The following is a 26285-nucleotide window of genomic DNA, read 5'->3' on the forward strand; positions in this document are numbered from 1 at the left end:
AAAGGACTTCTATCTCGTGCGATTTCCCTGGTCACTCGTAAAAACAATGGGTATGCATCTGCTCCGCTCGCGGATGCGCAGACTCACTCGACCTCCCCTCGTGCTCATGCTCGAACCTCTGTTTGCCTGTAATCTGGCGTGCGAAGGGTGTGGCCGAATTCGCGAATACGCGGCGATGGCTCATCACCAGATGTCTCTGGAGGAATGTCTGGACGCGGCACAGGAATGTGATGCACCCGTGGTTAGCTTGTGCGGGGGAGAACCACTTCTATATCGGGATCTCGATCGTCTTGTCTTGGGCTTGCTGTCCCAAAAGCGGTTCATTTACCTGTGTACCAACGGGTTGCTTATTCCACGCTGGCTGGACCGCCTCCCACGCACAGAAGGCCTCACCTGGAACGTCCATATCGACGGTCTGGAGAACACTCACGACACCATCACCGGTCGGCCTGGTACTTTTCGTGAGGTAATCCGCGCTATCCGTCTGGCCAAAGAAGCGGGAATGCGGGTGACCACCAATACCACCATTTACGCCTGCACAGATATGCATGAAGTGATCGTGCTGCTGGAATATTTAACCGAGCTCCGTGTAGACGGCATGTTGCTTTCCCCGGCCTATCCCTACGAATGTCTTCAATCGGCACCGGTTTCCAGCGCATCCATTGCAGAAAGGACCCGGCTTGCCCCAGGAGGTTGTCTCTCCGCCCCAAAGGAGTTCGGCATAGCATTAGCTCCCATGGAACAGAAAAACGCCGAAAACTTAATGTCGCAGGAACGGTCCCTTTTTTTGACGCGGGCGGAAGTGGCCAAGAAATTTCTGTCGGTCAAAAACGAGCTACGGCGGTTCCGGTTGATCAATTCTCCCCTTTACCTCGACTTTCTGATGGGCTTACGTGATTTGCCGTGTGCCGCCTGGGCCTCACCCACACGGAATGTGTGCGGCTGGAAGTCTCCCTGTTATCTCATTACCGATGGCCATTTTTGTACGTTTCGAGAATGGCAGGAAAAGACCCCATGGCAGAGCCTAGGTCCCGGTCGCGATCCCCGGTGCGAGAATTGCCTCGTCCATTATGGATTTGAAACCGGGGCTGTTTTTGCTGCTCAAAAATCCCTTCGCGATAGCCTCAGCCTGGCGCTCTGGCAGCTTGGCCGGTGACACCTCTTCCAGGTTCGCCGTCGCAAACAAGAATTGATGAAAGTCGGATAGAAGTTAGTGTTTAGTGGTGCCAGTCGCAACTATCGGCCTGTGGAAGGATACAGGGGCACGGTGGGGATCCATTCCGAAGGGGAAAGTACCTGAGGAGCAGGCAAAGATTGATCGACAGGCGGTAGACGCTGCGGTTTTTCCGACGCGAACCATGGACTTTTGACAATTGTTACGAGCGGTAGGTCGGTTTCCACAACTGGCGGCTGCTCCATCTTGCGTGCCACGCTTGGCTGCGCATCGAGCATCTGAAACTTCACTCGCGGAGGTCTCTCGGAGTCCTCCTTTGATCGTCGTCGAAATCCTTCGATCGGCACAAGCTGGGGCACGTCGCCGCCATCCTCGGGTGTCTCCACCCCTCTGGGACTCTTTCGCGACGTTTCCGCTTCGCCAGACACTACCTCTGAAGCACCCCCCGTCGAACCGCGTTGTGCTACGGATGGGCGTGCGACGCCAAAGCTCTCTGCCGGTACCGGCTCCGCCCGATTTGGTTGGGTTCCCGCGCTGTCGCGAAGCGGATCCACCAATGACGAGGGAACCGCTATCGCCATCCGAGGGGGGACTGCCGTCGTGATCTGCAAGGCATGCACCGCCTCCAAATTGGGGTCGGCGTTGCGCGACAAACCACCATTTCCCTGTTTGCTGCCTGAATCGCCCCGATTTTCTGCCACGATCGGAGAAATTTCCAAGTTATTCCAGCCCGTCGCAGAGATCCGCGCATTCGTCACATCGGGTTGACTAATGGTTTCCCGACTGGCGATCATAGGCGATTCCCGGGGGCCAGTTATGGTCATCGTGTTCGAGCCACCGCCCGAGAACTCGCCCTGACTTTCTGATAAAGCAAAAGCCGCTCTCCGCGAGGCCGTCCCCTCTTTGACCAGGCGGTCCTTCGCCTGTACCATTTGCCAAATGCGGTCGTTGACGTTGGGATAGCGGTAAATAGCCAGCCCGACAAATAGGCCAAGCGTGACCAGCGGAGCGATTTGGAGCCAGAATTTCGGCATCACGTGTCTCGACTCCTACTGACGAAGGGGTATGCTCAAGGAGGGAATTCGCGGGGTTTGGGGGGCTATTCAACCATAGCCGCTAATTGACCTTTGCGACGCCCGTTCGCTTCTGTTTTGAGTTCCCAGAAACGAGAAGACAAACGCTTAATAACAGCTAGGAAAAGTTTGCGGCAGTCGCCCGCCTTGTGGCGAATGAGAAGCATAAAGGAGCACCCACGATGACGCACGAGAACGCACCGCTCGAGCAATTGTCCCGGAAAGAAACAATCGGACCACCACAGCAACCAGCAGCGTCGATTCCCACCCGGTGGAAAGTTTTTCTCGCAGGGGTCATGCAGGGATCCATGATTGACAAGGGGCTGGTGCCGCAAGATTATCGGGGGGAGCTTAAACAGCTGCTGCGGCAACACTTTCCCGAGGCTGATGTTTACGATCCCCTCGCCGATCACAAAAATTCTTTGGAATATGACCGACGAACTGGTCGGGAAGTCTTTTTCTTCCATAACGAGATGTGTCGCACAGTGGACCTCCTGATCGCTTATCTACCTCAGGCCTCAATGGGAACGGCCATCGAAATGTGGGAGGCCTATCGCCATGGAGCGGTGGTGGTCACCATCAGCCCTATGCGGCACAACTGGGTTGTCAAGTTTCTTAGCCACCGCATCTATCCAGACCTTGATGCATTCAAGATGGCCCTGGAAAGCGGCGAGATCCGGCAGTTGCTGGAGGACGGGGTTGATAGCGGCTCGCGCGGACTCTGAAAATCCTCGCCGGACACCAGCTACACCTGCTCTCGCTACCACTGGCCGGCGATTCGCCCCTCATTTCATCGGGCCTGTGGCCTGGACTTCTTTTCCGACAGCGTAGAATATGCAAAGGTAGCTTACACGATGAAAAGAAGTCAGTTGATGGGTGAACGTTTCGCCCGTCGTATTCGAAAGCGAAAAAAAGGAGGATGATTCGATGGTTCGCACAGCCAGCACCATGATGCTCCCGCTTGGGGCCAAGGCACCGGACTTCGCTTTGCCGGATACCGAGGGGCGAATCGTGCGACTTTCTGATTTCGACGGTGCCCCCGCGCTGCTGGTCATCTTCCTGTGCAATCACTGTCCTTACGTCAAACACATCGCCGATCACCTGGCGGAGTTTGCAAAAGAATACCAGGCCAAAGGGGTGGCCATTGTCGGGATCAACTCCAACGATGCCACGAGTTATCCGGACGACTCGCCAGAAAAGATGCGGGAAGAGGTGAAACTTCGCGGCTACACTTTCCCATATCTGTACGACGAGACACAGGAGGTGGCCAAGGCTTACCGAGCGGCCTGCACCCCCGACTTTTTCCTGTTCGATAAGGAGCGTCGCTTGGTGTACCGGGGACAATATGACGACAGTCGTCCGGGAAACGGAATCCCCGTCACCGGAAAAGATCTGCGAGCCGCCATAGAGGCTGTTCTTGCCGGTCAGCCGGTGCCAGCCGATCAAAAGCCCAGCCTGGGTTGTAACATCAAATGGAAACCCGGCAATGAGCCGGACTATTTCTCTGCGTAGTTTGGGACTTTTTGGCCTCCACCATTGGCCTCCGCTTTGCTGCGCGGGGGGACGTGCTCAGACTTCGGGAAAGAATTGGTCCCCTAAAGCCTCGCTCAGGCCTGGCACTCCCTCGTCCTATGTGCTGGCACGGCAAGGTGACAGCCTCTCCGTTCTCAGTACGGCAACCGGTCGCTGGCACGCGATCAACCTTTTCCAGTGACCCGGTGGACCGTCGTTCACGTCATCGGGATATTGGAGGTTAAGTCTCCCGTGCGGGCTTAGCGGCCCCACAGAAGCTCTGCGAACTCCTCTAAGAGATCGTATTTTCGGGTCCATGGCGTGTACATGAAGCCACGCACGCCCGGGATACCTTGCACAGTGTTTGCCCATTTCTTCACGTCTTCGAGGTTGGGAGCGTCGTAGTAACAGGCGATGAGCATGGGGAACCCCTGCTCAGCAAAGAATTGCACGCTCTTGGGACGCGGAGCCCCGCCCCACACGGCGATGACAAGATCCTTAGGAACATGCTTCCAGCTTCCAGTAAAATCGCCCTCTACAAGGTAATAATCCCCGTGCGCATTGTGATTGGGGTCGAGCATGTCCGACCAGATATACACCTGCACATCGGGCATGTATTTTCGGAGAATCTGCACCTGCCGTGTGATACACTCGCCCAGCAGTTCCCCCATGTCACGACCATGGCAGGCTTCGCAGGTACCGCCCATCCGGATCTCATCCATACTGAGGATCACTTTTTTAGGATGGACATACTTTGCCAGGAGGGCCGCCTCGTGATCAAAAATTTCGTAAAGCTCCGGCTCGGCCATGCAAACCGTCACCTGCGAATCGTGGATTTTCTGGGAGTGATACCAGCTCACTCGGAGTCGCTGTCCATCTTTGATCCGGCTTCCCGGCATCAGCCGCAGCGGCAGGGCAGGGCGGTCCACCCGATAGGGACTGTAATTCGGATCCTCCAGCCGTTGATAATCGCGACCTTCTTCGTAAACGATTGAGCCATCCTCGCTCTTGACCGTGACGGGCGTTCCCGGGCGACGCAGGACATTAATCGGCCCCATTTCCTCGATGCTCCAGTCGTCGATCCAGAACCGTCCGCTGCGACCACCCCACACGCCAGCGTAGACGCGGACCACATCAAATTTATGACTGTTGAAAACAAGTACGAGTTTCGTCCAGTCAGTCGTCGGAGGCAAATTGAATTCAATCGGAGCCAGTGTCCGGTTGTCTGCCAGCACCTGGACCATGAACGCGCTGGTAGGCTGCAATTCTTCCGTCTTGACCCACAGGCTCATCCTGTAGCACCGATAGGGGTGCACACGAACTTCCTGCATGACGCGGCCGTGGCCGTAAGGATTCGCCCGAAAGTTCTCCATTCGCAGTGACGCCTGGCCATTGTGCTTTACCGCGGTATCCACGAAACTCACTTCCCCCGGCTGATCATGAAAGCGCCAACTCTTGAAGCGATTTCCTGAATATTCTTCAAAGCCCCCATTCTGAATCTCTACCGGTGGATCGGGGATTAGCCGTGCCTCGTTTCCGCGGACTTCGAACAGGGCGTCTTTAACGGGTAGGCCTTCCGCCAGGTACTTGTTGTGTGCCAAAATACCGCCCCCGTAGCCTACCGAGAAAATGGACGGAATCAGGTCCAGGTGATTCCGAGCACAGGCCGCTTTAACCTCCTCAAGTCTTTTGAAGAAGGTCTCATCTCGCTTGCAGAGGCTGTCCAGCCCAAAAGAAACGGCTGCACCAGTGTAGCCGCTTTTGCCCGCCCGATCTAGCAATTGAATCACCGCGGCGACATCACTGTCTCGTCCCAAGCCGAAGCCGAACACCCAGACCCAGCGGTCAGGGTAGGGGGCATCCTCCCCGGCAATCAGTTTTTGGTTAACCCAAACGCCGGTAATGCTCCCCAGCATCACCAAAAACGGCAGAACAAGATTGCGGTGTGACACAGAGCGCATGGCAGATTCCTCCTCACAGAGCCGCGCCCTCTCGCTTTTTCGGAGAAGGCGGAACATAATAGGCCACGACCCGGAGGAATTGTCTTTCCTTTGCCCGCTGGGCACAAGTGGCCCCGAGCTGAACACGTCGGCTTCCAACTCAATTCGTTCACCGTCCTCGCCACGTTTTCCCCCAAAGGGTGGGCTAAGGCCGACGATCAAACCGTGGTTCTCCAGGGAGACGTCCATGGATCCCACAACCTGCTGGAAATACTTGATCCTTTTGGGAATTCTGCTTGGGACACAGTCCTACTCTTTCTCTTGTGAGGGGGAGGATGTTGTGGGAAAGCGCCCGTACGAAATGGATTGGGCGGGGCGTACCGAAGACACGCGGCCACCACTGATCGACTTTGAAAACCTCGAAGGATGGACTGTGGAAACGCGAAACGCGGTGGCCGAGTTCAGACGCTCGCGGGAGCAACAGATTTGGGGAAAGTACGTCGGCAAGCTCATCTATCGGGGAACTGGTCCGAATCCCACAGTCATTGTCAGGCCGCCACAACCTGTCCCGTTTTCAGGTCCTGTGGATTCCATCAACGTGTGGATTTACGGCAACAACTGGGCATGGGAGCCAGATCCGAGCACGCCCCAAGTGCAGATCACCGTCCTCTTGAAGTCCCCGGACGGTCAATCTATCCGAGCCGACATGGGGCGTGTGTACTGGCGGGAATGGTTTCTCGTCCACACCCGCCTTCGTTCGGAAGATGCCAAGAGCCTGAACCACGGGGGGGTCGTGGAGGGGATCGAAATCAGCGGGGGTACGAATGTCGAAGATCGAGTTCTGTATTTCGACAATCTCACACCATACCTGGAGCCGCTGCCGCCCCTGGTTTTCGTGCCGCGGCCCCGTCGTCCCCTCACCCTGCCGGAAGGTCAGACCACCGGCACAAACACCGGTCCCGGTGTCCTTCCTTTCCCCACGCGTGAAGAGACGATCCTTCCCGACCAGCTCACGCAGCCGTACCGCAGCGAAGTTGTCGAAACGGGCGATGCGTTTGAATTCCGCTACGAAGGAGCAGACTGCCGTTTTGCGTATCGCTACCAACCTCGGGAAGGACATTGGGGCGACATAACCGTGGTTTGGTCAAACGGGTTGACGTTCCGACCGATGGTCAATGGAGGGATTCGGCTTCGGTTACCAGATGGACGAATGGGAGAACCCAAATACAGGCTGCTCGACTGCCATAGAGAAGACCAGCAGGTCGTGACGCAGTGGCTGGCGGAGGCCGAAGGTCTCAGCACAGAGGTAACGTACACATTTCGGCTGTGGCAGAAAAGCCTCGTCATCGATATCGCGTGTCGCGGTGGCAAGGTGGGAGAGGTACAGTTTGGATATGCGGAAGGGATTCCTTCTCCAAGACTGGTCACCCTGCCGTACCTCACTTGTGATGCCCAACGGCCGGCTGTTGTTGTGGCGGGTGATGAACGCACGCCTCTGTTCATGATGGGGCTTGTGGACTACTACCGTTCAAACGCCTCGGCGCTCTTCGCTCTTAATGATCCCTCCCCACACCATCTCGTGTACAACGGAGGTGCCCGTTATCTACCCAGGACAGACGGCCAACTCAATGACTGCTTTGAACGGATCTTCCTAACAGTCTCGCCCCGATTTGAGGAGGTCTTGCCGAATGTTCCAAATCCCAAGTCCCCCTGGATGCATGTGGCCGGGGAGCGAGTCTGGCGAGCGCATGGGGCATCGAACCGCCAGCGTGATTACGAGCTGTGGAAGCGCGTCGCTCGCTACGGGATGACGAAAATCGTCGTTACTGATCACGAAACAGGCTGGCGAGATGGTGGCGAGAGTTTTACCCTGCGCACCCGTGCTGCACCGGGAAAGGGAGGTGACGAAGGGCAGCGTTGGTACGCCCAAAAAATGCACGAGCTGGGACTTCTCTACGGCATTTACAACAACTATACAGACTACGCTCCGGTCAATGAGTTTTGGAATGAGGACTGCGTCACGCGGCTATCAGATGGTAATTGGCGACGGGCGTGGCCACGTTGTTACAACCTCAAGCCAGCCCGAGCGGTGGAATTCGAGGCCAAACTGGCCCCCATCATTCAAGAAAAATTCCATCTCAGCACCGCATACTGTGACGTCCATACGGCCGTGCGTCCGTGGGATTACTGTGACTTCGACGCCCGAGTACCGGGAGCAGGAACATTTGCCGCCACGTTTTATGCCTACGGTGAGATCATGCTCCACCAAAAGACCACCTGGAACGGACCGGTTTACAGCGAAGGGAACAACCACTGGTATTACTGCGGTCTGACGGACGGCAACTATGGTCAGGACCAACTCGCGCGACTCGACGTCAATCCCTGGCTGGTCGACTTCGATCTACGGAAGCTACACCCGCTGTGTTGCAATTTCGGTATGGGTAACCTGGGGATGTTCTATCCACAGGGTCATCCTCATTTGAACGAAGAAGAAGCCTTGGATCGCTTTCTGGCTGCCACACTTGCTTTCGGTCACACAGGTTTTCTCGTCATGGAAGGCGGCATGGCCAACGCCATTCGAAGCTATTACTCAGTTCAACAGATTCACGCCCGTTATGCCCAGGAAACAGTCACGGATATTCGTTACTGCAATGAGCACGGAGACTTGGAACCGACCAGCCGAGCCCTGCTCACAGGAGCATACCGCAGGTCCCAGGTGTATGTGAAGTACTCGAACGGCCTCGAACTGTGGGTGAATGGTCATCCCCGCGATTCATGGCACATTGCGGAAATGAACTTGACTTTGCCCCCAAACGGTTGGTCTGCGCGGGGAGAATTTCCCGATGGTCGCCTGCTCGCGTATTCGGCACTTATAGACGGGCACCGTGGCGACTACGTGGAATCTCCGACCTACATCTATGCCAACGGTCGCGGAACAATCACCCGTTTTCCCCGCGCCCTCTGTGATGGCCAACTGGTTCTGCTGCCGAAACCTGACGGAAGTTTCGAGTTGATTCCCCTCGACTGCACCGTCATGGCCGTCAAACTGAACGGCCAATCAGCTCGGGGAATCAGCCTTGATGAAGAGGGTAGGGAGGGCCAACCGGTTGAGGTGAGGTTCTCCCGTGGATTTGTCCACGTTGTTCCCAGGAGTCCAGCCTTCAGTTACCGGCTCATCCCTGAACCACCACCGGCTACGGGCCTGACCTGCGATCGGGAAATGGTCGTACCTGGGGAGACCGTCAAGATCGAAGGGCAACATCCTGAATCCTGGACTCTTCCCCTCGATGCCCAAACGGGAAGTCTCCTGTGGTATTCGCACGATGGACACTGGTTGGACTTTCATGTCGTTCCACTGGCAGAGGTCGATCTCCAGGTGGACGCCGTCGAGCAGAAATGGTTGCTGTCACTGCGTACAAATTTGCCGGACGAAAAACTTTTCCAAGTAAAACTGGGAGAAATCAGTCGCCAGGTTAAACTATCCCCGCAAAGTTGGACGGTGCTTTCCCTTCCTTTCGACCCTCCGGAAAAAGAGGGCGTCGTAACGGTACCGGTGGAACTTACCGCTTACGGTTTCACCCTCTGCCAGATGTGGCAACTGGCGGCAAGACGCCAGCTTGTGGAAGTTGCGCCGTTTCCTGAGATTGAATCTACCGCACAATGCGTGCGAGGTGAGAACGAAGTCCCCGTTGACCCTGCGACAGGTGCCATCGCGGATAAAAGGAAAACCTCTTGCGGAGGCGTGGAAAAATCGTCTCTCTTTATGCATCCGCCGTATCGCGGCGGCATAGGTTATGTGGCAGCCATTCTAGAACCAGTTCATCTCCCGCAGAATATCCCCGCCTGTTTACGGTGTAGCGTGGGGAAGGGCGACGGAAGCGATCCCGGAGACGGCATCCTCTACCAGGTTTACCTGGTTGACACTGCCGGCAGGCCAACGCTTCTGGGAGAAATCACTCAACGCGAACACGCATGGCGTCCCTGGGAGATTGACCTGAGTCCCTGGGCGGGACAAACCGTTAGGCTCAAACTCGTGGCCGACGTCGGATCGGCAGGCAACTCCGTCGGCGACTGGGGATGCTGGGCCGACCTGCGCATCGAGAGCCGCGAGCCCCGGTGGGTGTACACGGTTTCGAAGCCGCCGCAATCTTCTCCGACCGCCAACGTGCGTTAACGAGGCTTATCCGGTTGGTGCAGACGTTTGACTTTCCCTTTCTGCCCACCTCGGGCTGAGGCAAATCCCTCCTTCGTTGCGGTCTGGATGCACCGCAGCCGTCGCCGCGCGCTGTCCGCACACGGTGTCACCGATGACCCCCTGAAACTCGTGCGGGCGCCGGTCCCTGGGACAGTTTGTTGAACCCACAACCGCCCTTATGCTGGTTTGCCGCCAGTCAGACCTCCAGCTTCCACGGTGGCCTCATGGGTCGCGACAACATCTTGGCGGCTTCTGGGTCGCCAACGATCTCCTCTTTCTTTGGATCCCACGTGATCTTCCGGCCAGTGCGGATGGCGATATCACACATATGGCTGATGATGTCCGACCTGACAGCCTCGTCGATGGGCGCGATGGCCTTTCCACCGGATTTGATGGCTTCAACGAAGTTCTGGTCGTGCCGTGGACTGCGGGTCAAATGAACGTCGTTGGGCCCCAATTCCAGCTTGAGGAGCGACTTCGGTTCCGCATCAATCCCTGAACGACGCACATCCACCCAGCCCTCCGTACCGATAAACTTTGTTGAATCGCTCCCTGGTTTGAACGTCATCACGACTCCATTGCCCATTTGGACGGTCACGTCCCAGTGGATCACGGTATCGTACAGTCCTTCCTTGGGAATCTCACCGGTTCCCTCAAACGTCATCGGCCCCGCCAAATCTGCGTCGCATCCCCAGATCATGATGTCCAGAGGATGGGCCCCCCACCCGGCCAGGAAGCCAATAGAGTAGTCATAAATCCAGTAGGTTCCCGGAGGATTGCACCGGCTCACCGTGTAGGGCTTCATGGGTGCTGGACCGATCCACATTTCATAATCCAGCTCGGGCGGAACAGGTGCCGGCTCAGTAGAGCCACCTGCTCCGCCGTCAGGGGCGATCACTTCAATTCTTTTCAGTTCGCCGATCTTTCCGCTGCGGACCAGCTCACATCCAAATCGACAGTGAGCCATGCTGCGCTGCTGCGTTCCATACTGGAAGACGCGACCGGTCTCCTGAAAAACCTTGCGGCACAATAGGTCCTGCTCGACTGTAAGTCCGAGTGGTTTCTCGACGTAGGCATGTTTACCGGCCTTGGCCGCCATGATAGCAATGGGCACGTGCCAGTGATCGGGGGTGGCAATCACCACAGCATCGATATCCTCGCGAGCCAGCAGTTCGCGAAAGTCTGCATAGGCCTTGCCCTTGATCATTTCCGCCATCGCTTCCCGACGGTCGCGATAGGCGTCGGCGACTGCGACGGATTGCGCCCCGGGACAGGTCATAAACCCGCGAAGCAGGTCCCGTCCGCGTCCTCCCACTCCGATGTGCCCGACTGTCACCCGTTCGCTGGCTGGCGTGGCCCCTTCGAGTCCTAAAGCCGTCGCCTTAACAAGTGACGGAACTGCCAATGGCGTGGCTAGAAGGGACTGCACTGCCTGTCTTCGCGAGATGCGTAGCTGCGGCATAACGTGGTCCTCCCGAAATGCGTTTAAAGGAATACCTCACCCGAATCACGGCATTTGATTTTTTGATTCCGAACTAACTGTCCGGGCATTCAGCTTGGACTGCAGGAAACGGGGAAGGTTGCTTGACACGTGCAACTGTGCTCAAAGGGGTGGCGTCACGTGGTCCGGCTCAAGGCGGCTTCCTCGAGGCGTGGCTTTTTTACTGCGCCGCTATCATGTTAGATCGGCAAGCCCGATCCTGCAACAGGCAACCGATCTACACAATCCGAAAACTCAACGTACAATTGGGGTGAAGCCTGTCGTCACGATGGGCCTTTGCCACATTCAAAGGGTTTGCCCGGTCAGCACACCGGGGATGGTGTCAAAACTGGGATCGATAAATTTTTGAGGAGGTGAAGACGTCGTGCCGATGTTTTTCTTTGATCCGTTTTACCTGATTTTCATCAGTCCGGCGATCATTTTGGCGCTATGGGCTCAATTCCGGGTGCGCAGCACGTATGCGCAGGCGAGGCAGATTCCAGCGCGGCTGAGTGGGGCGGAGGCCGCCCGGTTGATTCTCAACTCGGCCGGCCTCACTGATGTGGATGTGGATATGGTCCCCGGCGAGCTAACTGACCATTACTCCCCGGCCGAGCGCGTTATCCGTCTCAGTCCAGAGGTTTACCGAGGACGAAGTCTCGCTTCAGTGGGGATCGCCGCTCACGAAGCAGGGCATGCCCTCCAACATGCCCACGGTTATGCACCACTCATGATCACACAAATCGCTTATCCAGCGGCCAATTTCGGCAGCAGCTTGGGAATTCTCGCGCTTCTCATTGGGCTGGGGGCAGGGCTCACGTGGCTCGCCTGGGTAGGGGTTTACCTCTTCTCCGCGGTAGTGATCTTTCAAGTCATCAACTTGCCAGTTGAGTTTAACGCCAGCCGCCGGGCCAAGCAGCTCCTCGTGGAACGTGGGATCGTTTCTCCCGAGGAGCTGACCTACGTCAGTCGCGTGCTCAACGCGGCGGCCTGGACGTACGTGGCGGCCACGCTCCAGGCCATCCTCACGCTGCTCTATTACCTGCTGCTGGTTTCCGCTCGGGATCGCGATCGATAGAACTGCTCGCTGAACAGCGTGCAGGGTAAACAACCCAACGCTCAACCCTAAAAAGAGAAAAGGGCGCTTTGGACTTGCCGCTCCTCGGTCCAAAGCGCCCGAGCATGACCTCCTGTCGAGAAATTTCGCCGCGTTTTTAGAGGGCCCACAAACCCTCGCAATCTGCCCAACCTGCCTCAATGATCAGTACACCTCGTCAAGCTTCACCGGACGCCGCTCCCGCGCGGAAATCAAAGCGGCTTCCAGAACCCGTTGCGTTTGATATGCGTCCTCGAAGTCGGGGATTGGCACCACAGGTTCCTGACCAGCGATCACCCGCAGAATATCGTACGCCTGGTTCACAAAGCCGTGTTCGTAGCCGATGATGTGGGCATCCGGCCACCAATTGGCGATATACGGGTGGTCCGGAGCATGTGTGACCATGATGTTCGTCCAACCCTGGACCGCGCGGGGCAGTGTGGCATCATAGAAAAGCAACTCGTTCATCCGCTCGAAATCGAACTTAAGTGATCCTTTTGTTCCGTTGATTTCGAACATGTTGCGGTTCTGATTACCGGTAGCCTGACGTGCTGCCTCGAAACTGGCAACGGCACCATTGGAGAATCGCGCCAAAAAGAGGACGGTGTCGTCCACTGTGACGTCGCCCCATTCCTCTTTGCCAGCGCCACCAGAGACGATCGCACCGGTGGAGCCCGCGCTGGGGAGTTTCCGTTTCTTGATAAATGTTTCCGCGATTGCACCGGCAATCTCCGTGATCTCCAGGCCGGTCACGAACCGCGTCATATCGACGATGTGGGCATTCAAGTCCCCGTGAGCGCCAGACCCAGCGAGATTCTTATCAAACCGCCAAACGAGTGGCACGTTCTCGTCGGCCCAGTCCTGAAGATAAGCAGCGCGAACATGTCGAATCTCGCCGAGTTTTCCCTGCTTGACCAACAGATGCGCAAGTGCCACGGCAGGGCACCGGCGGTAGTTGAACCACACGAACGTCTTCACATTCGCTTTCTTGGCCGCCTCTACCATTTCGCGCGCGTCGGCAAGCGTCCCCGCGATTGGCTTTTCACAAGCAACGTGTTTACCTGCAGCAATGGCCGCCTTGGCCACCGGCGCATGCATGTAGTTGGGCGTCACAATGTCCACGAGACCGATTTCGGGGTTTTTCACCACTGATTCCCAGTCAGTGGAAACGTTCTTCCAGCCCCAATTTGCCGCGAAACCCGCCGGATCAGGATCCACACCCGGTTGCCCAAAAGAGGTGTGCATGATCGGCTTAATAGGCGGCTTGAAGAACTTGGCCACCTGCCCCCACGCATTGGAATGGGACCGTCCCATAAACCCCTGACCGATCAACGCGACATTGATGGTGTCCATGAGCTGTTCCTCCATATGCCGACAGTCACCGTGTTGCGAAATACGACTAGTCCTTTGGTTGGCCGTTATAACTCATTCTGACAACTTTGCAAGAGCCCCAAACACCGTTTCCGCCGAGCAACAATCGCTTACTTCCGCAAGCTCAGCCCGGTTTGCCAACTTTATCTGGATTGGTATTCGACGCCCATGCAATTCGTTCGATGAAAAACCTTTGGCTGCTCCCCTGGATAGACCATCACCCCGTCGTAGCGGACAATTAAGGTTATCGCTATCAGGGTGTTGCGGACAGAGGGCATCGCGACCGCTCTGCCGAGATTGTGCTCTCAGCCCCTCACAGTCTGAACGAGGCAGCCCCCTATGGTGGATCGCGGAAACCGGGACAAATACTGGGCATAGATCAGATGTCGGAAACTGAAGATTTTGATCTTGCGTCACTGGCCTCTTACCTGCACCTCACACCGCAGCAGGTCCAGCGGCTGGCCGAACGCGGCAAAATCCCCGGACGTAAAGTCGCCGGTCAGTGGCGATTCTCGCGAGCCGAAATCCACCACTGGCTCGAGCGACGTATCGGGCTGGCAACGGAGGATGAAGATCTGGCGGAAATGGAACACCAACTTCGAAGCAAGGCGAGTCCAGGAAGCGACATTTCCATTGCCGAGATGTTACCCCCCGAGGCGATCGAAGTGCCATTGGCGGCAAAAACTCGCATCGCGGTTATTCGAAGGATGACGGAAGTTGCTGCCCGCACAGGATGGCTCTGGGACCCCGAAGCGATGGCCGAGGCGGTGCTCGCCCGGGAAGAAATGCACCCCACGGCGCTGGAAAATGGCGTCGCGCTGTTGCACCCGCGACGTCCTTTGAGCCGTATTCTCGGCCAACCGTTTCTTGCATTCGGAAGAACAGCAAGCGGTATCCCGTTCGGAAGTGAGTCTGGAACCCTGACAGACTGTTTCTTTTTAATTTGTTCCGTGGATGACCGGGGCCACCTCCGAACGCTCGCCCGGCTTAGCCGGATCCTCGCGCAACCTGGCTTTCTCCCCCAACTGAGGGAGCTTGACGACCCGGAGGCGATCCGGAATCTCATCGCGGAAACGGAGTCTGCGCTATAAAAGTCGCGCGAACCGATGAGTCACGAGCACCTGTCTTATTTGGGCAGACGACAGTCCCGGTTCTGGCAGTCGGAAGAACCCTTATGGCGAGGAAGCCGATAATTTCCTGGGTGAGTAATCATTGAAAAGAGTTCGGCTAGCCCGTATCTTTGATCAAAGTGAAGGTACCGCAAGCCGCAGCGTTCTTCACTGAATTTCGCGCAATAGTAGTAATTTTTTCGCGGTTAAACGTCGGAGCGTACAGGTGGAGTGGAGTCGATTCCCGGACCGCTTGAGTCAGAACTGAAAAAGGAGTCGAGACCCGTGAGCACGGCAACGAAAGCGCCACAAACTTATAGTCCTCAAATCGAAGTCAAACGCGAACCCATCAGCGGCGCTGAGATCGTCGTGCAGTCGCTTGTGAATCACGGCGTTGAAGTGGTTTTTGCTTATCCCGGGGGGGCTAGTATGCCCATTCATCAGGCCCTCACTCGGTACCGGGATAAGATTCGCGTCGTACTTCCGCGGCATGAGCAGGGCGGCGGGTTTGCGGCTCAGGGATACGCCCGGTCCACCGGGAAAGTTGGCGTGTTCATGACCACCAGCGGTCCGGGGGCGACGAACGCCATCACCCCCCTCGCCGACGCCAAGCTGGACAGCGTGCCGATCATTGCGATCACCGGCCAGGTGGGGACATCTGTTATCGGGACCGACGCTTTCCAGGAAACTCCCACCGTTGAGGTGAGCCGGAGCATTACAAAACACCACTATCTCGTGACGGACGTTAATGACCTTGCCCGCGTGTTCAAGGAGGCCTTTTACATCGCCAGCACAGGGCGTCCCGGACCGGTTTTGATCGACATTCCCAAAAATGTGCAGATTGCCCAGACCGTGCCCGATTACGATGTCCCGATGGATCTACCCGGCTACAAGCCGATTCCCCGGCTGGCACGGCTGGAAGAACTGCGCGAAGTGGCCCGAGTGGTGAAAAAGTCACGGCGACCCGTTATTTATGCGGGGGGTGGTGTCATCACATCCGGTGCGGCCGATGCGCTTCGTGAGTTTGTCGAAAAGACGTCCATCCCGGTGGCGATGACGGCCATGGGCCTGGGCGGATTCCCGGGCGATCACCCATTGTCGCTTGACATGCTGGGCATGCATGGCAGCATCTACGCCAATTACGCGGTGGCGGAGTGCGACCTGCTCCTGGCTTTTGGAGCGCGGTTTGATGATAGAGTGACGGGCAAAGTAAGCGAATTCGCCAAGTACGCCACAATCGTCCATATCGATATCGATCCTTCGGAACTAAACAAGGTGAAGCACGCTCACATCGGCATTGTGAGCGACCTCAAATACGCTTTGGAAGAACTCAACAAGATCATCGAGCCACCGGAGGACATTTCCGACTGGCTTGCAAAGATCAAACACTGGAAGGAGACAGAGCCCTTCCGATATCGGGAACATCCCGAGGCCATTCTTCCACAGCAGGCCATTTACGAGCTTTGGAAGCTCACCAAAGATCGTGACACAATCATCACCACCGGTGTGGGTCAGCATCAAATGTGGGCGGCCCAGTTTTACAAGTTCCGGAAACCGCGGACGTGGCTGTCTAGCCTCGGTCTGGGAACGATGGGATTTGGCCTGCCCGCAGCCATGGGCGCAAAAATAGCACATCCAGATAAATTGGTCATTGACATCGACGGGGACGGCAGTTTCCTCATGAACATTCAGGAGATGGCCACCTGTTATTGTGAAAAAATCCCCGTCAAAGTATTGCTCCTCAACAATCAGCATCTTGGGATGGTGGTCCAGTGGGAAGACCGGTTCCATGCCCGTAATCGGGCACATACCTATCTCGGTCCGATTGACGAGCCGGAGGCGGTCGGACAAGGCCAGGGGCTTGCCCCCCGCTACCACTATCCGGATTTTGTGACCATCGCCAAAGGCTTCAATTGGAAGGCCCGCCATATCCGGTACAAGTCCGAACTTCTGGACGGCCTGAAAGAACTCATCGAGAGCGAGGAGCCATTCCTCCTCGATGTGCTGGTGCCTTATCAGGAACACGTGTTGCCCATGATTCCTTCGGGAATGACCATCCGTGAGCTTATCCGGGAGTGAGAGCACGGCAGAGTGCGTGGGGCGTGAACTTCGGCGCTGGTTCTCAGGCGGGCGACTACCCCCTCAGATATATCGGCAGTTATAGTACATATGAGGGGCTTGACACATCGGGGCGGCGAAGTCAACATCGCCTTTAATTCCTGAGCTAATCCGCACGATCGTAAACACGCAGTAGGCGTGGGGTGTAATAACCAGTGTCTTTTCAATCAGGAGGTCCATGTCATTTCTCTGACTCCCAAGTGGGCCCCAGCGGGAGCGCTGGGAATCGTAGCGCTGTGTTCTGTGATGGTGTGTTTCGGAAGTGTGGCGCAAAGCGATGACGGCTGTCAATGTGGGAGGACCAGTACAGCCGCGGAAACGCGAGGAACCTGCGTTTGCGTGTTTTACGAATACTGCGTTTATGTACCGCCTCCGCCATCAAGTCCCGGTACTATTACTACGGCATGGCTTGCCCGGTTGACTGGCCTCCCGGGACGGTCCTGTATTCCGATGCCATTCGCCGTACCGTGGGTTCGTGCCAGTGCAGCAGTGCCTCCGCCTGTCCTGATCCTCCGACCTGCTCTGAGGGCAATTGCTTCAAGCCAGATGGACGAATTATTCAACTAAACTACGAGGTGGCTCGCCGTCCGTCACATGTGGTCGTGCCCCCAGCCGTTAGCAAGAAAGTCCATCCCAAGATTCCACCTCAATGTCCGCCGATTATCCTTACACCGTGTTCGCCTCCGGGATTCACTGCTGACTTGGTGGGTAACCGTGGTTCGCCCGGCTTCATCTCCCCAAAGGAAAGACTATCATCGCGAAATTGCAGAAAGTGCGCATTGTCGCTGCAGCCAACGGACTGCCGGAAAACCTGAAGGGCGAAACCATGATCGGACACGGTGCCCAGGTTACTGCGAAACCAGAGGGGCCCATCCAAGATATTCCCCCCGATAAAATTCAGTGCGTCAGCCCGGATCCCGAAACCGCCTCCACGTCCGTGGTGATCGTAAACTACGACGATACATGTTACATCGTGCTTCTTGCAGATCCCATCGAGTGCACACCTGCAAAAGCCGACGATTTGTGAAACACAGCCGGATCCAAGGACCAATCCGGAAAAACAGGGGAAAAGCACCTTTTACTGGTGAAGTCGAGCGACCGCCCAAGGATCTTACGGTTTGACAGAACGTACAAAATCTTCCGGGGCGATCCTAGGTTTAACGCTTCGCGCACACCGGAATCCGAGGCCGGGTTTCTTGCTCCCCTCGTGAAGAACCAGCCGAGTGATACCCCAACTGCCGGTCTCGCTTGTATCCGGCCTGCGTTCGAGGATCGAAAGGGTCGCTCCCCAAACCACCCGGCCGCGCATGGTTCTTCCTGGCGACTCTCTCAAATCGGGCAAGAAGGCTGTCGTAACCGTCCATTCCGCCACGTTCGACAGGAGGCCCTTGATCGGGTGCTGGGGGTCCACAAGGACAACCTCACCAGAATCTTCTGTGAGCGAACTGAACGTGACATTCACTTTCTTTGCAGTACTCCTGGGTCGTTCACGTTCCAAATAGGCGGCAGCAAGCTGAAACTCCGCTTCCGTGGGTAATCGCTTGCCACGAGCCTCGGCATATGCCACCGCTTGATCGAGAGATATGCACGTAACTGGATTATCGTCATTGGGCTCTTCCGAGAGGCAGCCCTTAAAATCAGGCAACTCACCTTTGTCACCGCGAAATGCTTTACACGAAACTTCGTTCGTATCCAAGAAAAAACTGGGTACAAATTCGCGATCTGGCGTGGGGAAAATATTCTCCGAAGTTGAGGGCACCTTCAGTGGAACGATGGTCACCTCGCCACCAGGAACGAGTGCCATATCACGCGCGACGAAGTGATTTGGGATTCTGACTGGGGCCAAGGTCACTTGATTTCCATTCCATTGCCAGGAACGATGAGGATAAATGGAGGGGAGTTCTTTCTGGTCACGCGGCACGTGGCGATAAACCTCGTGAAATCGACCATCAGGCAGATAGCCCACCACACGGTAGTCTCCAAAGAGAAGACGTTGCTGGACTGGGCTTTTCTTCGGGGCCGTGGCCTTCTCGGGAACCGGTTCGCCTATGTCCTGATCAACGGGAATAAAAACGACATTCGCCCCCGAGGGAACGGTATCGAGAACAACCTGGCGGAATTGCGACCAGTTCCGATACAGTTGCACTCCTAGAAGTGTGGCCACAAGCAGCGTCAAAAAAACAATCCCGCACAGTGTGATTGCCAAAGCGCGATTTCTTTCAACTCAACGTGCCGTCCGCCCCATCCAGCCCACCCGTCTTGCACGAATGGGCAATCCCGCGCGAAACCGTCGAAGATCCTCTACAAACTCCGTCGCACTTTGGTAGCGGGCCACTGGCTCTTTAGCCAGAGCCTTCATGCAGATTGTCTCCAAATCTCTGGGGATTCGCTTGTTAAGTCGGCGGGGTGGAGTAGGATCTACATACCGGATTTGGTCCAACAAGCCATGGACGCTGCCCGCAGCAAACGGTAACTTGCCCACCAACATCTCGTAGAGAATCACACCCAGCGAAAAGACGTCACTCCGGGCGTCGGCGTGGCATGCTCCTCCTTTGGCCTGTTCGGGTGACATGTAAGATGGTGTACCCAGGACAAGCCCTTCGGCAGTTAGGGTCGACTCAGTGGCCAGTTCTTTCGCCAAGCCGAAATCGGTCACATAGGCCCGCTTCCCGGCATCGAGGAGAATATTTCCTGGTTTCAAGTCGCGATGGATCACGCCCGCCTGATGGACATAAACCAGGGCCTCACCCACCTGGATGCAAATATCTACAATTTCACACAGGGCGGGGCGAGTTGTTGCTAAATAGTTCGCTAGCGTGCACCCTTCAATAAAATCGCTTGCAATATAGATTCGACCATCAGCGAGTCCCACTTCGTGAATAGTCACGATGTTGGGATGGCGAAGTTTCGCTGCCGCCCGGGCTTCTCGTAAAAACCATCGCTTCGTACCCTCGTCCATCATCTCTGTGCGGGGGATTTTGAGGGCCACGATGCGATTCAACCTGATATCCCGCGCTTTGAAGACTTCCCCAAACCTTCCAGTCCCAATATGCTCTAGGAGCTGAAAATGACCAAGAGCGATGAGATCTTTCGGGTGAACGGATAGAGTAGGTGATTCAAAAGGATTGTGTCGACCGCAATGGGGACAAACCAAGTTGTCGGGTAGTTTGTCATCGCCCACTTCCAGCGTGCCCGAACAATACGGACAGCGAATGATCATGATGGCGCCCCGCCAACCGTGTTAATTCAGTCTTCAGTGCGAGGGATAGACCACCGTCAATGATACACTCCAGAACTGGTTTAAAGGAGCATCGGGAAAACTGCTCAAATGGCGGCGGAATCAAACTGCGAACTGCCCGTACAGAGGTTAATCGTCAACTGATCTGCTTTTTGCGGAACTGATGACGAGACAACGAATGACAAAGCGAAACCAAAAGCGGAGGTCACCCGTTGGACGTCAACTGGCTCTCAAGACTTTCCGGCCCGTTAACCGCAGGAACGAAGACGCGAATCGGGCGGGCAATACCCACATTCACCGCGTAATTGCGCAGGCGGAAGCGAATCGCCGGGGTGATTTCCTGGCCTTTGCTACAAAGTAGCGTTCCATTGACGGAGTACACATTATCAGCCAGGATTAGGCCATCCACCAAATCGGAAACTTTCATCTCTCGCACCACACACACGCGATTGAGGTTGAGCGTGCGCCGCAGCGCCGCCACAACTGCGGGATCGTACCAGCCGTGACGATCCATGATTTCGGCCAGCGCCATCTCGGGAGAAATCCCCGCCTGAAGGAGGTCGTCCCAATCCATGGCCAGTTTCAGTATCCGGGATCCCAGTGGGATCGCATCCTCAGAGACGAGATCGGCTGGAAATCCACGGCCGTCGAAAAGCTTTTCCTGATAAGCGACGATGAGAGCCACCTGTTCAAGCCGGGGGATCTTGCTCAGCAAGTCATAAGCAATCCTGGGATGCGTCTGATAGGTCAACTGTTCGTGCTCTTTGAGGGCCTCGCCCCGAAAAACTTTCTGCACAATCTCGTCCGGCATAGCAATACATCCGATCGGTGCGAGCATTGCCGCAATCTCGACCTGCCAGGAATCGCGGACATTAAGCTCCCGGCACAGACGCGCCACAATCTCGCGCACGCGGAGGGCCCGCCCGAAGGCTTCGGGGGCTACTAGGCTCAGAATGTCCGTGAGCACGCGGATACAGCCAGCCAGGGTCTTCGAAAGAAGCTCGCGCTCGGCCGTGATGAGACGATACTGTTCCAGTCCCGCTTCCAGAGCACGACCCAAGACTTCCGGTGGACACGGTTTGGTCAGAAACCGGAAAATGTATCCCTCGTTTACTGCGTCGATGGCCGTCTGTTGATCGGCGTTGCCCGTCAGAATCATCCTCACCGTATCGGGATTGATCTCGCGGACTTGTCGCAGAAACTCCACCCCGTTCATGTTGGGCATCCGCATATCCGACACGACCACGGCAAACGGCCCCTTTTCCTTGACACAGCGGAGTCCCTCCTCGGGCCCCAGGGCCGTCTCCAAATTGAATTTCCGGCGAAGCGTTCTCTGGAACGCCTGAAGGATATGAGCGTCGTCATCGACAAACAGGATTTTATCACTCATATGTTTTTCGCTCTGTTTATGTCACCCGAAAAACCGGTTCTTTCACACTTGCCTCGCGGTCCTCTTGCCGTAATGTTTCATGCACTACCCGCTCCACTTCTTTTTCCCACTTATTCAAACGGTCCTCCAGGCCGATTGTGCGAAGATATTCTCGATCCAGGAACGGTTCACCTCCGCCAATGAGTCCCACCAGGCGTTGAACCGTTGACTCGGCTACATGAACTGCTGTAGTGGGGGTAAATCCCACCACCGGCGATGCAGAGGGCCGATCCGCATACATCACCGCGTCCACAACGACTTCTGGGAGTCCCCAGAGAGCGAAAAGATACGCGCCCGCCTGGGTCCGAGCGACTCCATATACCTGAGTTTCCAGTTGCCTGAGCGATCCGTGCCCCTCCACAGCCAGTCTGAAGATTTGCTGATATTTTGTGATATCCAGCGCGGCATAGATGATCACACCGACTTTGACAAAAAGCCCCCCGAGATAACTGTACGTGCAAAAGGGTTCGCCTGCATTTTCTATCTCGGCAATTCGCTGTGCCGCCCGGGCCACGGTGCGGCAGAGCCGATTGTAAAACCTACCTAAATGACTGAGGTCCTCTTCGAGCGGGATGGGCGTGAACACGTCCTGTGATAAGACCAGCGGCCGGATAACATCCATCCCGAGTGCTCGTATTGATTCCTCCGGCAAACACGCGCTGCGCTGCGTCCCGAAAAAGTTGGAACTGACGAGCTGCATCACCTTGGCGCACATACCGACGTCTGTTGCCATCAGCCTGGCCACGGCCCCGATACCCACATCGTCCTGCGTGAGAACACGCCGCAAATGGTCCAGCGTTTCCGGTATCACCGGAAGTGCTGCTATTCGCGAAATCTCTGCGCGAACCTCCTCGTTGATGACACGATCACGTAGTTCGCTCAGCCGGGTGAGAGTTTTACGTAGTATCTCCGGCTCGCATGGTTTGGCTAGGAACTGATGAGTAGGTTTAATGGCCCGCATCACCGCTGCCCGATCGCATTGGCCACTCAGGGCTATTCGGATGGTGGCCGGCGCCCGCTGCTGAACCTGTGTCAAAAGCTCGGCACCGTCCATAACAGGCATCCGAATGTCGCTGACAACGACGTCTGGTGGCTGCTTTTCGATCTGCTCAAGAGCCGTGAGGGGATTGTCATAAAATTCCATCTGCCACTGAGAACGAAATCCCCGCATCAGCCGCCGGAGACCTTCCAGCACTCTCGTGTCGTCGTCCACGAAAATGATCCGCTTCATCGCTTACTCCAACAAACACTCCGCACCCGACTTGTCCGAATTGAGTCCGGCAGCGCTCTCCCATTCCCCGAATAACTGACCATCCGGATTCACCGGCCACCTTTCATCGCTGGGGAGCATCCTCCGCAATTGATCAGTGAGCTTCCGAAAGACATCCTCGTGGGAACGGAACACCTCAAGCACTCGCGGATCAAACGTCCGGTCGGCCACTTCGGACGTTGGCAGTACGATAAGAGGAGACGGCTGCGCCCAGGCCAGCGGGTGAGTTGCATGGTCGAAGGCATCGGCAATGGCCACGATGCGGCCTGGCAACGGTATGGCCTCGCCTTCCAGCCCATATGGGTACCCCGTGCCGTCCCATCGCTCATGGTGACTAATGGCAACCTGGGCAGCTGTCTTGACAATCGATGATATTCCCGCATCGCCGTCTTCTCTGGTCGGTAGCATGCTCGACCAGGGTGCCCGCCCGCGCAGAATCTGTTCTCCATACTGGCAGTGCTTTTGCCAAAGAATCGTCTCCCCAGGGCTGAACATACCCGCGCGCACCAGTAAAGCGTCGGGCAGAGCCACCTTCCCCACGTCGTGAAGCATTCCCGCCCAGAAGATCTCATGACACTCACCTTCCTCCAGCTTCAGCAATTGTGCGAGCACTTTGGAATAGACAGCCACTCGTACGCTGTGCTGAGCCAAATCCACATTGCGGTGCTGAATGACCATCAACAGCCGGAAGATGGTTTCCATCCGTGCAGAAGTCAGCTCGCGCAGGTGCCGGTCCAGAATGCGACGCAAACGCACGTTAAGCGCGGCAAGAATGTCCTGTCCCTCCTTCCACCGCAGGACCTGCTGCAATCGGGCAACCAGATAGCGCGGTTCCACAGGTTTTTCCAGCAGGTCAATAGCGCCCAATTCGAGGGCACGCAGTTTGATCTCATGGTCCCCCCACCCTGTTACGACCACCACCGGAATACATGCCGTGCGCGGATCCATCTGCATCCGTTCCAGAAGCGTCAAACCTGTCACTTTGGGCATTCGCACATCTGTCACCAGCACGTCAAACCGCTCCCGCTGCAAGCGGCGCCATGCCTCTTCCGGATCGGTGGCAGCCTCGACTTCCCAGTCACTGCGAAACTGGGTGATCACCCGGGCGAGGGAACGGACCACGGCCGGCTCGTCATCCAGCAGGAGAATCCGTCTCTTTCTGTTTTCCAGAAGCACGGATCTCAAAAAATTCATGGCCTGTTCACTCCGGTTCGCGAGAATCACCTACGGACAATCCCAGGCAGGCATGCCCACCGGTTTCCAGCCTTTATCACCTGGTCACCAAATCGAGAAACGCGCCTGGTGAATTGGAGCCTGGCTTTTTATCCTCCTGATCGTGAATGGGAATGCGTACGATAAAGGTCGTTCCTTCCCCGGGGGTGGTTTCAACATCGATTGTTCCGTGGTGCTTTTCCACTACAATCGAGTGCGTGATGGCAAGGCCCTGTCCCGTTCCCTTACCCACTGGTTTGGTCGTAAAAAACGGATCGAAGATCCGATCGCGAATGGCCTCTGGAATACCGGTGCCCGTATCACTGACGCGGATTTCCAGCCAATCCCCATGGCAGCGCGTCGAAATCGTAATTTTTCCCCGTTCATTTGTAGCTCCGCCCAATTTCTCTCCGATAGCATGGGCTGCATTCACAATCAAATTGAGTAACACCTGATTCATTTCGCCCGGCGAACAATACACAGGTGGAAGTTGCGGGTCCAAATCGAGTTCGACGTCGGCCACATACTTCCATTCGTTTCGACACACAGTAACCGTACTCTCGACACATCGGTTAAAATCCACCACCTGCTTGGCCTCTGCCGCGGGATGCGAAAACTCTTTCATTGATCGCACGATTTTGGCCACACCCCGCACGCCTTCCATTGCTTCATTGAGAGCGCGCGGAACATCCTCATACAGATAATCCAGGTCAACTTCGCGGAGCGCGTCGTAGAGGGCCGCCAAGTGTTCGTCCTGGATCGCCTCTTCACTGAGCAACTGCCTGCGAATTTCGAGACAGGCCTGAAACAAGGGGCTCAGCTCCTTGTATGCTTCGAGGACAAAACAAATATTGTCCCCAATGTATTGGGTAGGGGTATTGATCTCGTGTGCAATACCGGCTGCCAACTGGCCGATCGACTCCATTTTTTGAGCCTGGCGCAGCTTGGCCTCCAGCATCTGCCGTTCGGAAATATCGCGAAACGTGATGACCTGGCCGGTAATCCGCTCTCCTTCCCGGATGGGCTGGCTGCTGCACTCCACGGGGAATGTGCTTCCATCTTTCCGTCGGAATACGGTTTGCATGAGGGCGGGCGTCGCCGAGTAAGCTGAGCCCTTGATCGGGGAGAATTCTCTCCTCCCGTGGTTTCCACCTTGCGCAACAGGCTGATGCACGGTTTCGCCAAATGAACGCCCCAGAAGCTCCTCGGATTGCCAACCAAGCATGCGGGACGCAGCCGGATTGACAAACGTGATGCGTCCCTCCTGATCGACCCCCACGATGCCGTCTCCCGCCGCGTTGAGAATCATCTGATTCATCAGATGGAGTCGACGCTGTTGCTCCTCCAGTCGCTTGCGAATCGTGACGTCACGGAAAATCACGATGTAGCGACGTTCCTGCCCGAGGCACACCTCGCTGACCGAAAGCTCGAGATCGATAGTCGTCCCATCCTTCCGCTGTCCCTGAACCTCGCGCACCTGGCGTTCATTCTTCAGGGCCTGGCACAAAACCTCTAAAGAGGACGCCGCACCCCGGTCCGGTCCCAACAGTACATCCATTGGTCGACCGATAAGCTCACTTTCACAAAAACCGAAGATTTCTTCCGCGGCTTCGTTGACCGACTGAATCGTTCCCGTATCGTTAAGCGTCACGATGGCGTCAGCCGCCTTACGCATGATGGTTTGAATTTGATGATAGTGCTCCTCCTGCTCCCGGAGCCGTTGCTCACGTTCAGCCACCACACTCGCCACAGCCTCGGCGTGGGACGTCTTCAATGAGATCCGTTCGTTAAGGAGCTGCTCCACATGCCTCTCGGCCTGGAGAAGTTTCTCCTTCTGCTGCCATTCCAACTCCAAAAGCAGCATGGCAAAAAGCTCTGCAGGTGGTACAGCCGATTCGTCGTCGTACAGACTCCGCCAGCTATCTTGCCTGTTCCCGTCCAACCAATGGTTCTCGATTACCGCAGCCAGAATTTGAGGGGGCAAGGTCCCTCGGAGCGGCCAGACGAGAAGGAACCATGATGGCTCGTTGGAAACTGCCAGACGATGCGCACCGACTATGGGAGTCAC

The 26285-nt window shown here is 56.3% G+C and carries 19 protein-coding genes; 8 read left to right on the forward strand and 11 right to left on the reverse strand.

What is annotated here, in order from left to right; translation table 11 throughout:
- The first annotated feature begins 16 nt into the window (after positions 1-16).
- Positions 17-1156, forward strand: a complete 1140-nt coding sequence (hpnH, locus tag ABJK56_RS08405; RefSeq protein WP_347244219.1) for an adenosyl-hopene transferase HpnH — start codon at positions 17-19, stop codon at positions 1154-1156.
- 80 nt (positions 1157-1236) lie between these two features.
- Here hpnH and ABJK56_RS08410 read toward each other — a convergent pair whose 3' ends face one another.
- The gene (locus ABJK56_RS08410) at positions 1237-2211 is read right to left on the reverse strand and encodes a hypothetical protein (protein WP_347244220.1); all 975 of its coding nucleotides are present in this window, start codon (positions 2209-2211) and stop codon (positions 1237-1239) included.
- Positions 2212-2429: 218 nt separating this feature from the next.
- Between ABJK56_RS08410 and ABJK56_RS08415 the strand changes: the two genes are divergently transcribed.
- Both ABJK56_RS08415 and ABJK56_RS08420 read left to right on the forward strand, forming a co-directional pair.
- Positions 2430-2972: a hypothetical protein gene (locus tag ABJK56_RS08415; RefSeq protein WP_347244221.1), complete on the forward strand. Its 543-nt coding sequence runs from the start codon at positions 2430-2432 to the stop codon at positions 2970-2972.
- Positions 2973-3174: 202 nt separating this feature from the next.
- Positions 3175-3759 (forward strand): thioredoxin family protein, encoded by a 585-nt coding sequence (locus ABJK56_RS08420; protein WP_347244222.1) that lies wholly within the window; start codon positions 3175-3177, stop codon positions 3757-3759.
- 260 nt (positions 3760-4019) lie between these two features.
- Here ABJK56_RS08420 and ABJK56_RS08425 read toward each other — a convergent pair whose 3' ends face one another.
- Positions 4020-5720, reverse strand: a complete 1701-nt coding sequence (locus ABJK56_RS08425) for a hypothetical protein (protein ID WP_347244223.1) — start codon at positions 5718-5720, stop codon at positions 4020-4022.
- 226 nt (positions 5721-5946) lie between these two features.
- Here ABJK56_RS08425 and ABJK56_RS08430 point away from each other — a divergent pair, with 226 nt between their 5' ends.
- Positions 5947-9873 carry a hypothetical protein gene (locus tag ABJK56_RS08430; RefSeq protein ID WP_347244224.1) on the forward strand — a complete coding sequence of 1309 codons (3927 nt, stop codon included), beginning with the start codon at positions 5947-5949 and terminating at the stop codon, positions 9871-9873.
- 217 nt (positions 9874-10090) lie between these two features.
- Here the strand turns inward: ABJK56_RS08430 and ABJK56_RS08435 are convergent, their stop codons facing one another.
- On the reverse strand, positions 10091-11356 hold the full coding sequence (locus ABJK56_RS08435) for a Gfo/Idh/MocA family oxidoreductase (RefSeq protein ID WP_347244225.1): 1266 nt from the start codon (positions 11354-11356) through the stop codon (positions 10091-10093).
- 409 nt (positions 11357-11765) lie between these two features.
- Between ABJK56_RS08435 and ABJK56_RS08440 the strand changes: the two genes are divergently transcribed.
- Positions 11766-12452: a zinc metallopeptidase gene (locus ABJK56_RS08440; RefSeq protein WP_347244237.1), complete on the forward strand. Its 687-nt coding sequence runs from the start codon at positions 11766-11768 to the stop codon at positions 12450-12452.
- 183 nt (positions 12453-12635) lie between these two features.
- Here ABJK56_RS08440 and ABJK56_RS08445 read toward each other — a convergent pair whose 3' ends face one another.
- The gene (locus ABJK56_RS08445) at positions 12636-13823 is read right to left on the reverse strand and encodes a Gfo/Idh/MocA family oxidoreductase (protein ID WP_347244226.1); all 1188 of its coding nucleotides are present in this window, start codon (positions 13821-13823) and stop codon (positions 12636-12638) included.
- 401 nt (positions 13824-14224) lie between these two features.
- On the opposite strand from ABJK56_RS08445, the gene ABJK56_RS08450 reads away from it, so the two are divergent.
- On the forward strand, positions 14225-14932 hold the full coding sequence (locus ABJK56_RS08450) for a PTS sugar transporter subunit IIA (RefSeq protein WP_347244227.1): 708 nt from the start codon (positions 14225-14227) through the stop codon (positions 14930-14932).
- Positions 14933-15235: 303 nt separating this feature from the next.
- On the forward strand, positions 15236-17029 hold the full coding sequence (ilvB, locus tag ABJK56_RS08455) for a biosynthetic-type acetolactate synthase large subunit (protein ID WP_347244228.1): 1794 nt from the start codon (positions 15236-15238) through the stop codon (positions 17027-17029).
- A gap of 63 nt (positions 17030-17092) precedes the next feature.
- On the opposite strand, the gene ABJK56_RS08460 is transcribed toward ilvB, so the two are convergent.
- The gene (locus ABJK56_RS08460) at positions 17093-17248 is read right to left on the reverse strand and encodes a hypothetical protein (protein WP_347244229.1); all 156 of its coding nucleotides are present in this window, start codon (positions 17246-17248) and stop codon (positions 17093-17095) included.
- Positions 17249-17840: 592 nt separating this feature from the next.
- Here ABJK56_RS08460 and ABJK56_RS08465 point away from each other — a divergent pair.
- Positions 17841-18095 (forward strand): hypothetical protein, encoded by a 255-nt coding sequence (locus ABJK56_RS08465; protein WP_347244230.1) that lies wholly within the window; start codon positions 17841-17843, stop codon positions 18093-18095.
- A gap of 84 nt (positions 18096-18179) precedes the next feature.
- Here ABJK56_RS08465 and ABJK56_RS08470 read toward each other — a convergent pair whose 3' ends face one another.
- From ABJK56_RS08470 to ABJK56_RS08495, 6 genes are all read right to left on the reverse strand, one after another.
- Complete coding sequence (locus tag ABJK56_RS08470) at positions 18180-19274, reverse strand: SUMF1/EgtB/PvdO family nonheme iron enzyme (RefSeq protein ID WP_347244231.1); 1095 nt, start codon at positions 19272-19274, stop codon at positions 18180-18182.
- 18 nt (positions 19275-19292) lie between these two features.
- Positions 19293-20288, reverse strand: coding sequence for a protein kinase (locus ABJK56_RS08475; protein ID WP_347244232.1), 996 nt, complete (start codon positions 20286-20288; stop codon positions 19293-19295).
- A 223-nt stretch (positions 20289-20511) separates the two neighbouring features.
- Complete coding sequence (locus tag ABJK56_RS08480; protein WP_347244233.1) at positions 20512-21696, reverse strand: HD domain-containing phosphohydrolase; 1185 nt, start codon at positions 21694-21696, stop codon at positions 20512-20514.
- Positions 21697-21712: 16 nt separating this feature from the next.
- Positions 21713-22966, reverse strand: coding sequence for an HDOD domain-containing protein (locus ABJK56_RS08485; RefSeq protein WP_347244234.1), 1254 nt, complete (start codon positions 22964-22966; stop codon positions 21713-21715).
- A gap of 3 nt (positions 22967-22969) precedes the next feature.
- On the reverse strand, positions 22970-24199 hold the full coding sequence (locus ABJK56_RS08490; protein ID WP_347244235.1) for an HD domain-containing phosphohydrolase: 1230 nt from the start codon (positions 24197-24199) through the stop codon (positions 22970-22972).
- Between the two features lie 76 nt (positions 24200-24275).
- Positions 24276-26285, reverse strand: a 2010-nt coding sequence (locus ABJK56_RS08495) for a PAS domain S-box protein (RefSeq protein WP_347244236.1), incomplete at its 5' end; no start/stop codon positions are given.

Source organism: Thermogutta sp. (assembly GCF_039793925.1).
Lineage (GTDB): Bacteria > Planctomycetota > Planctomycetia > Pirellulales > Thermoguttaceae > Thermogutta.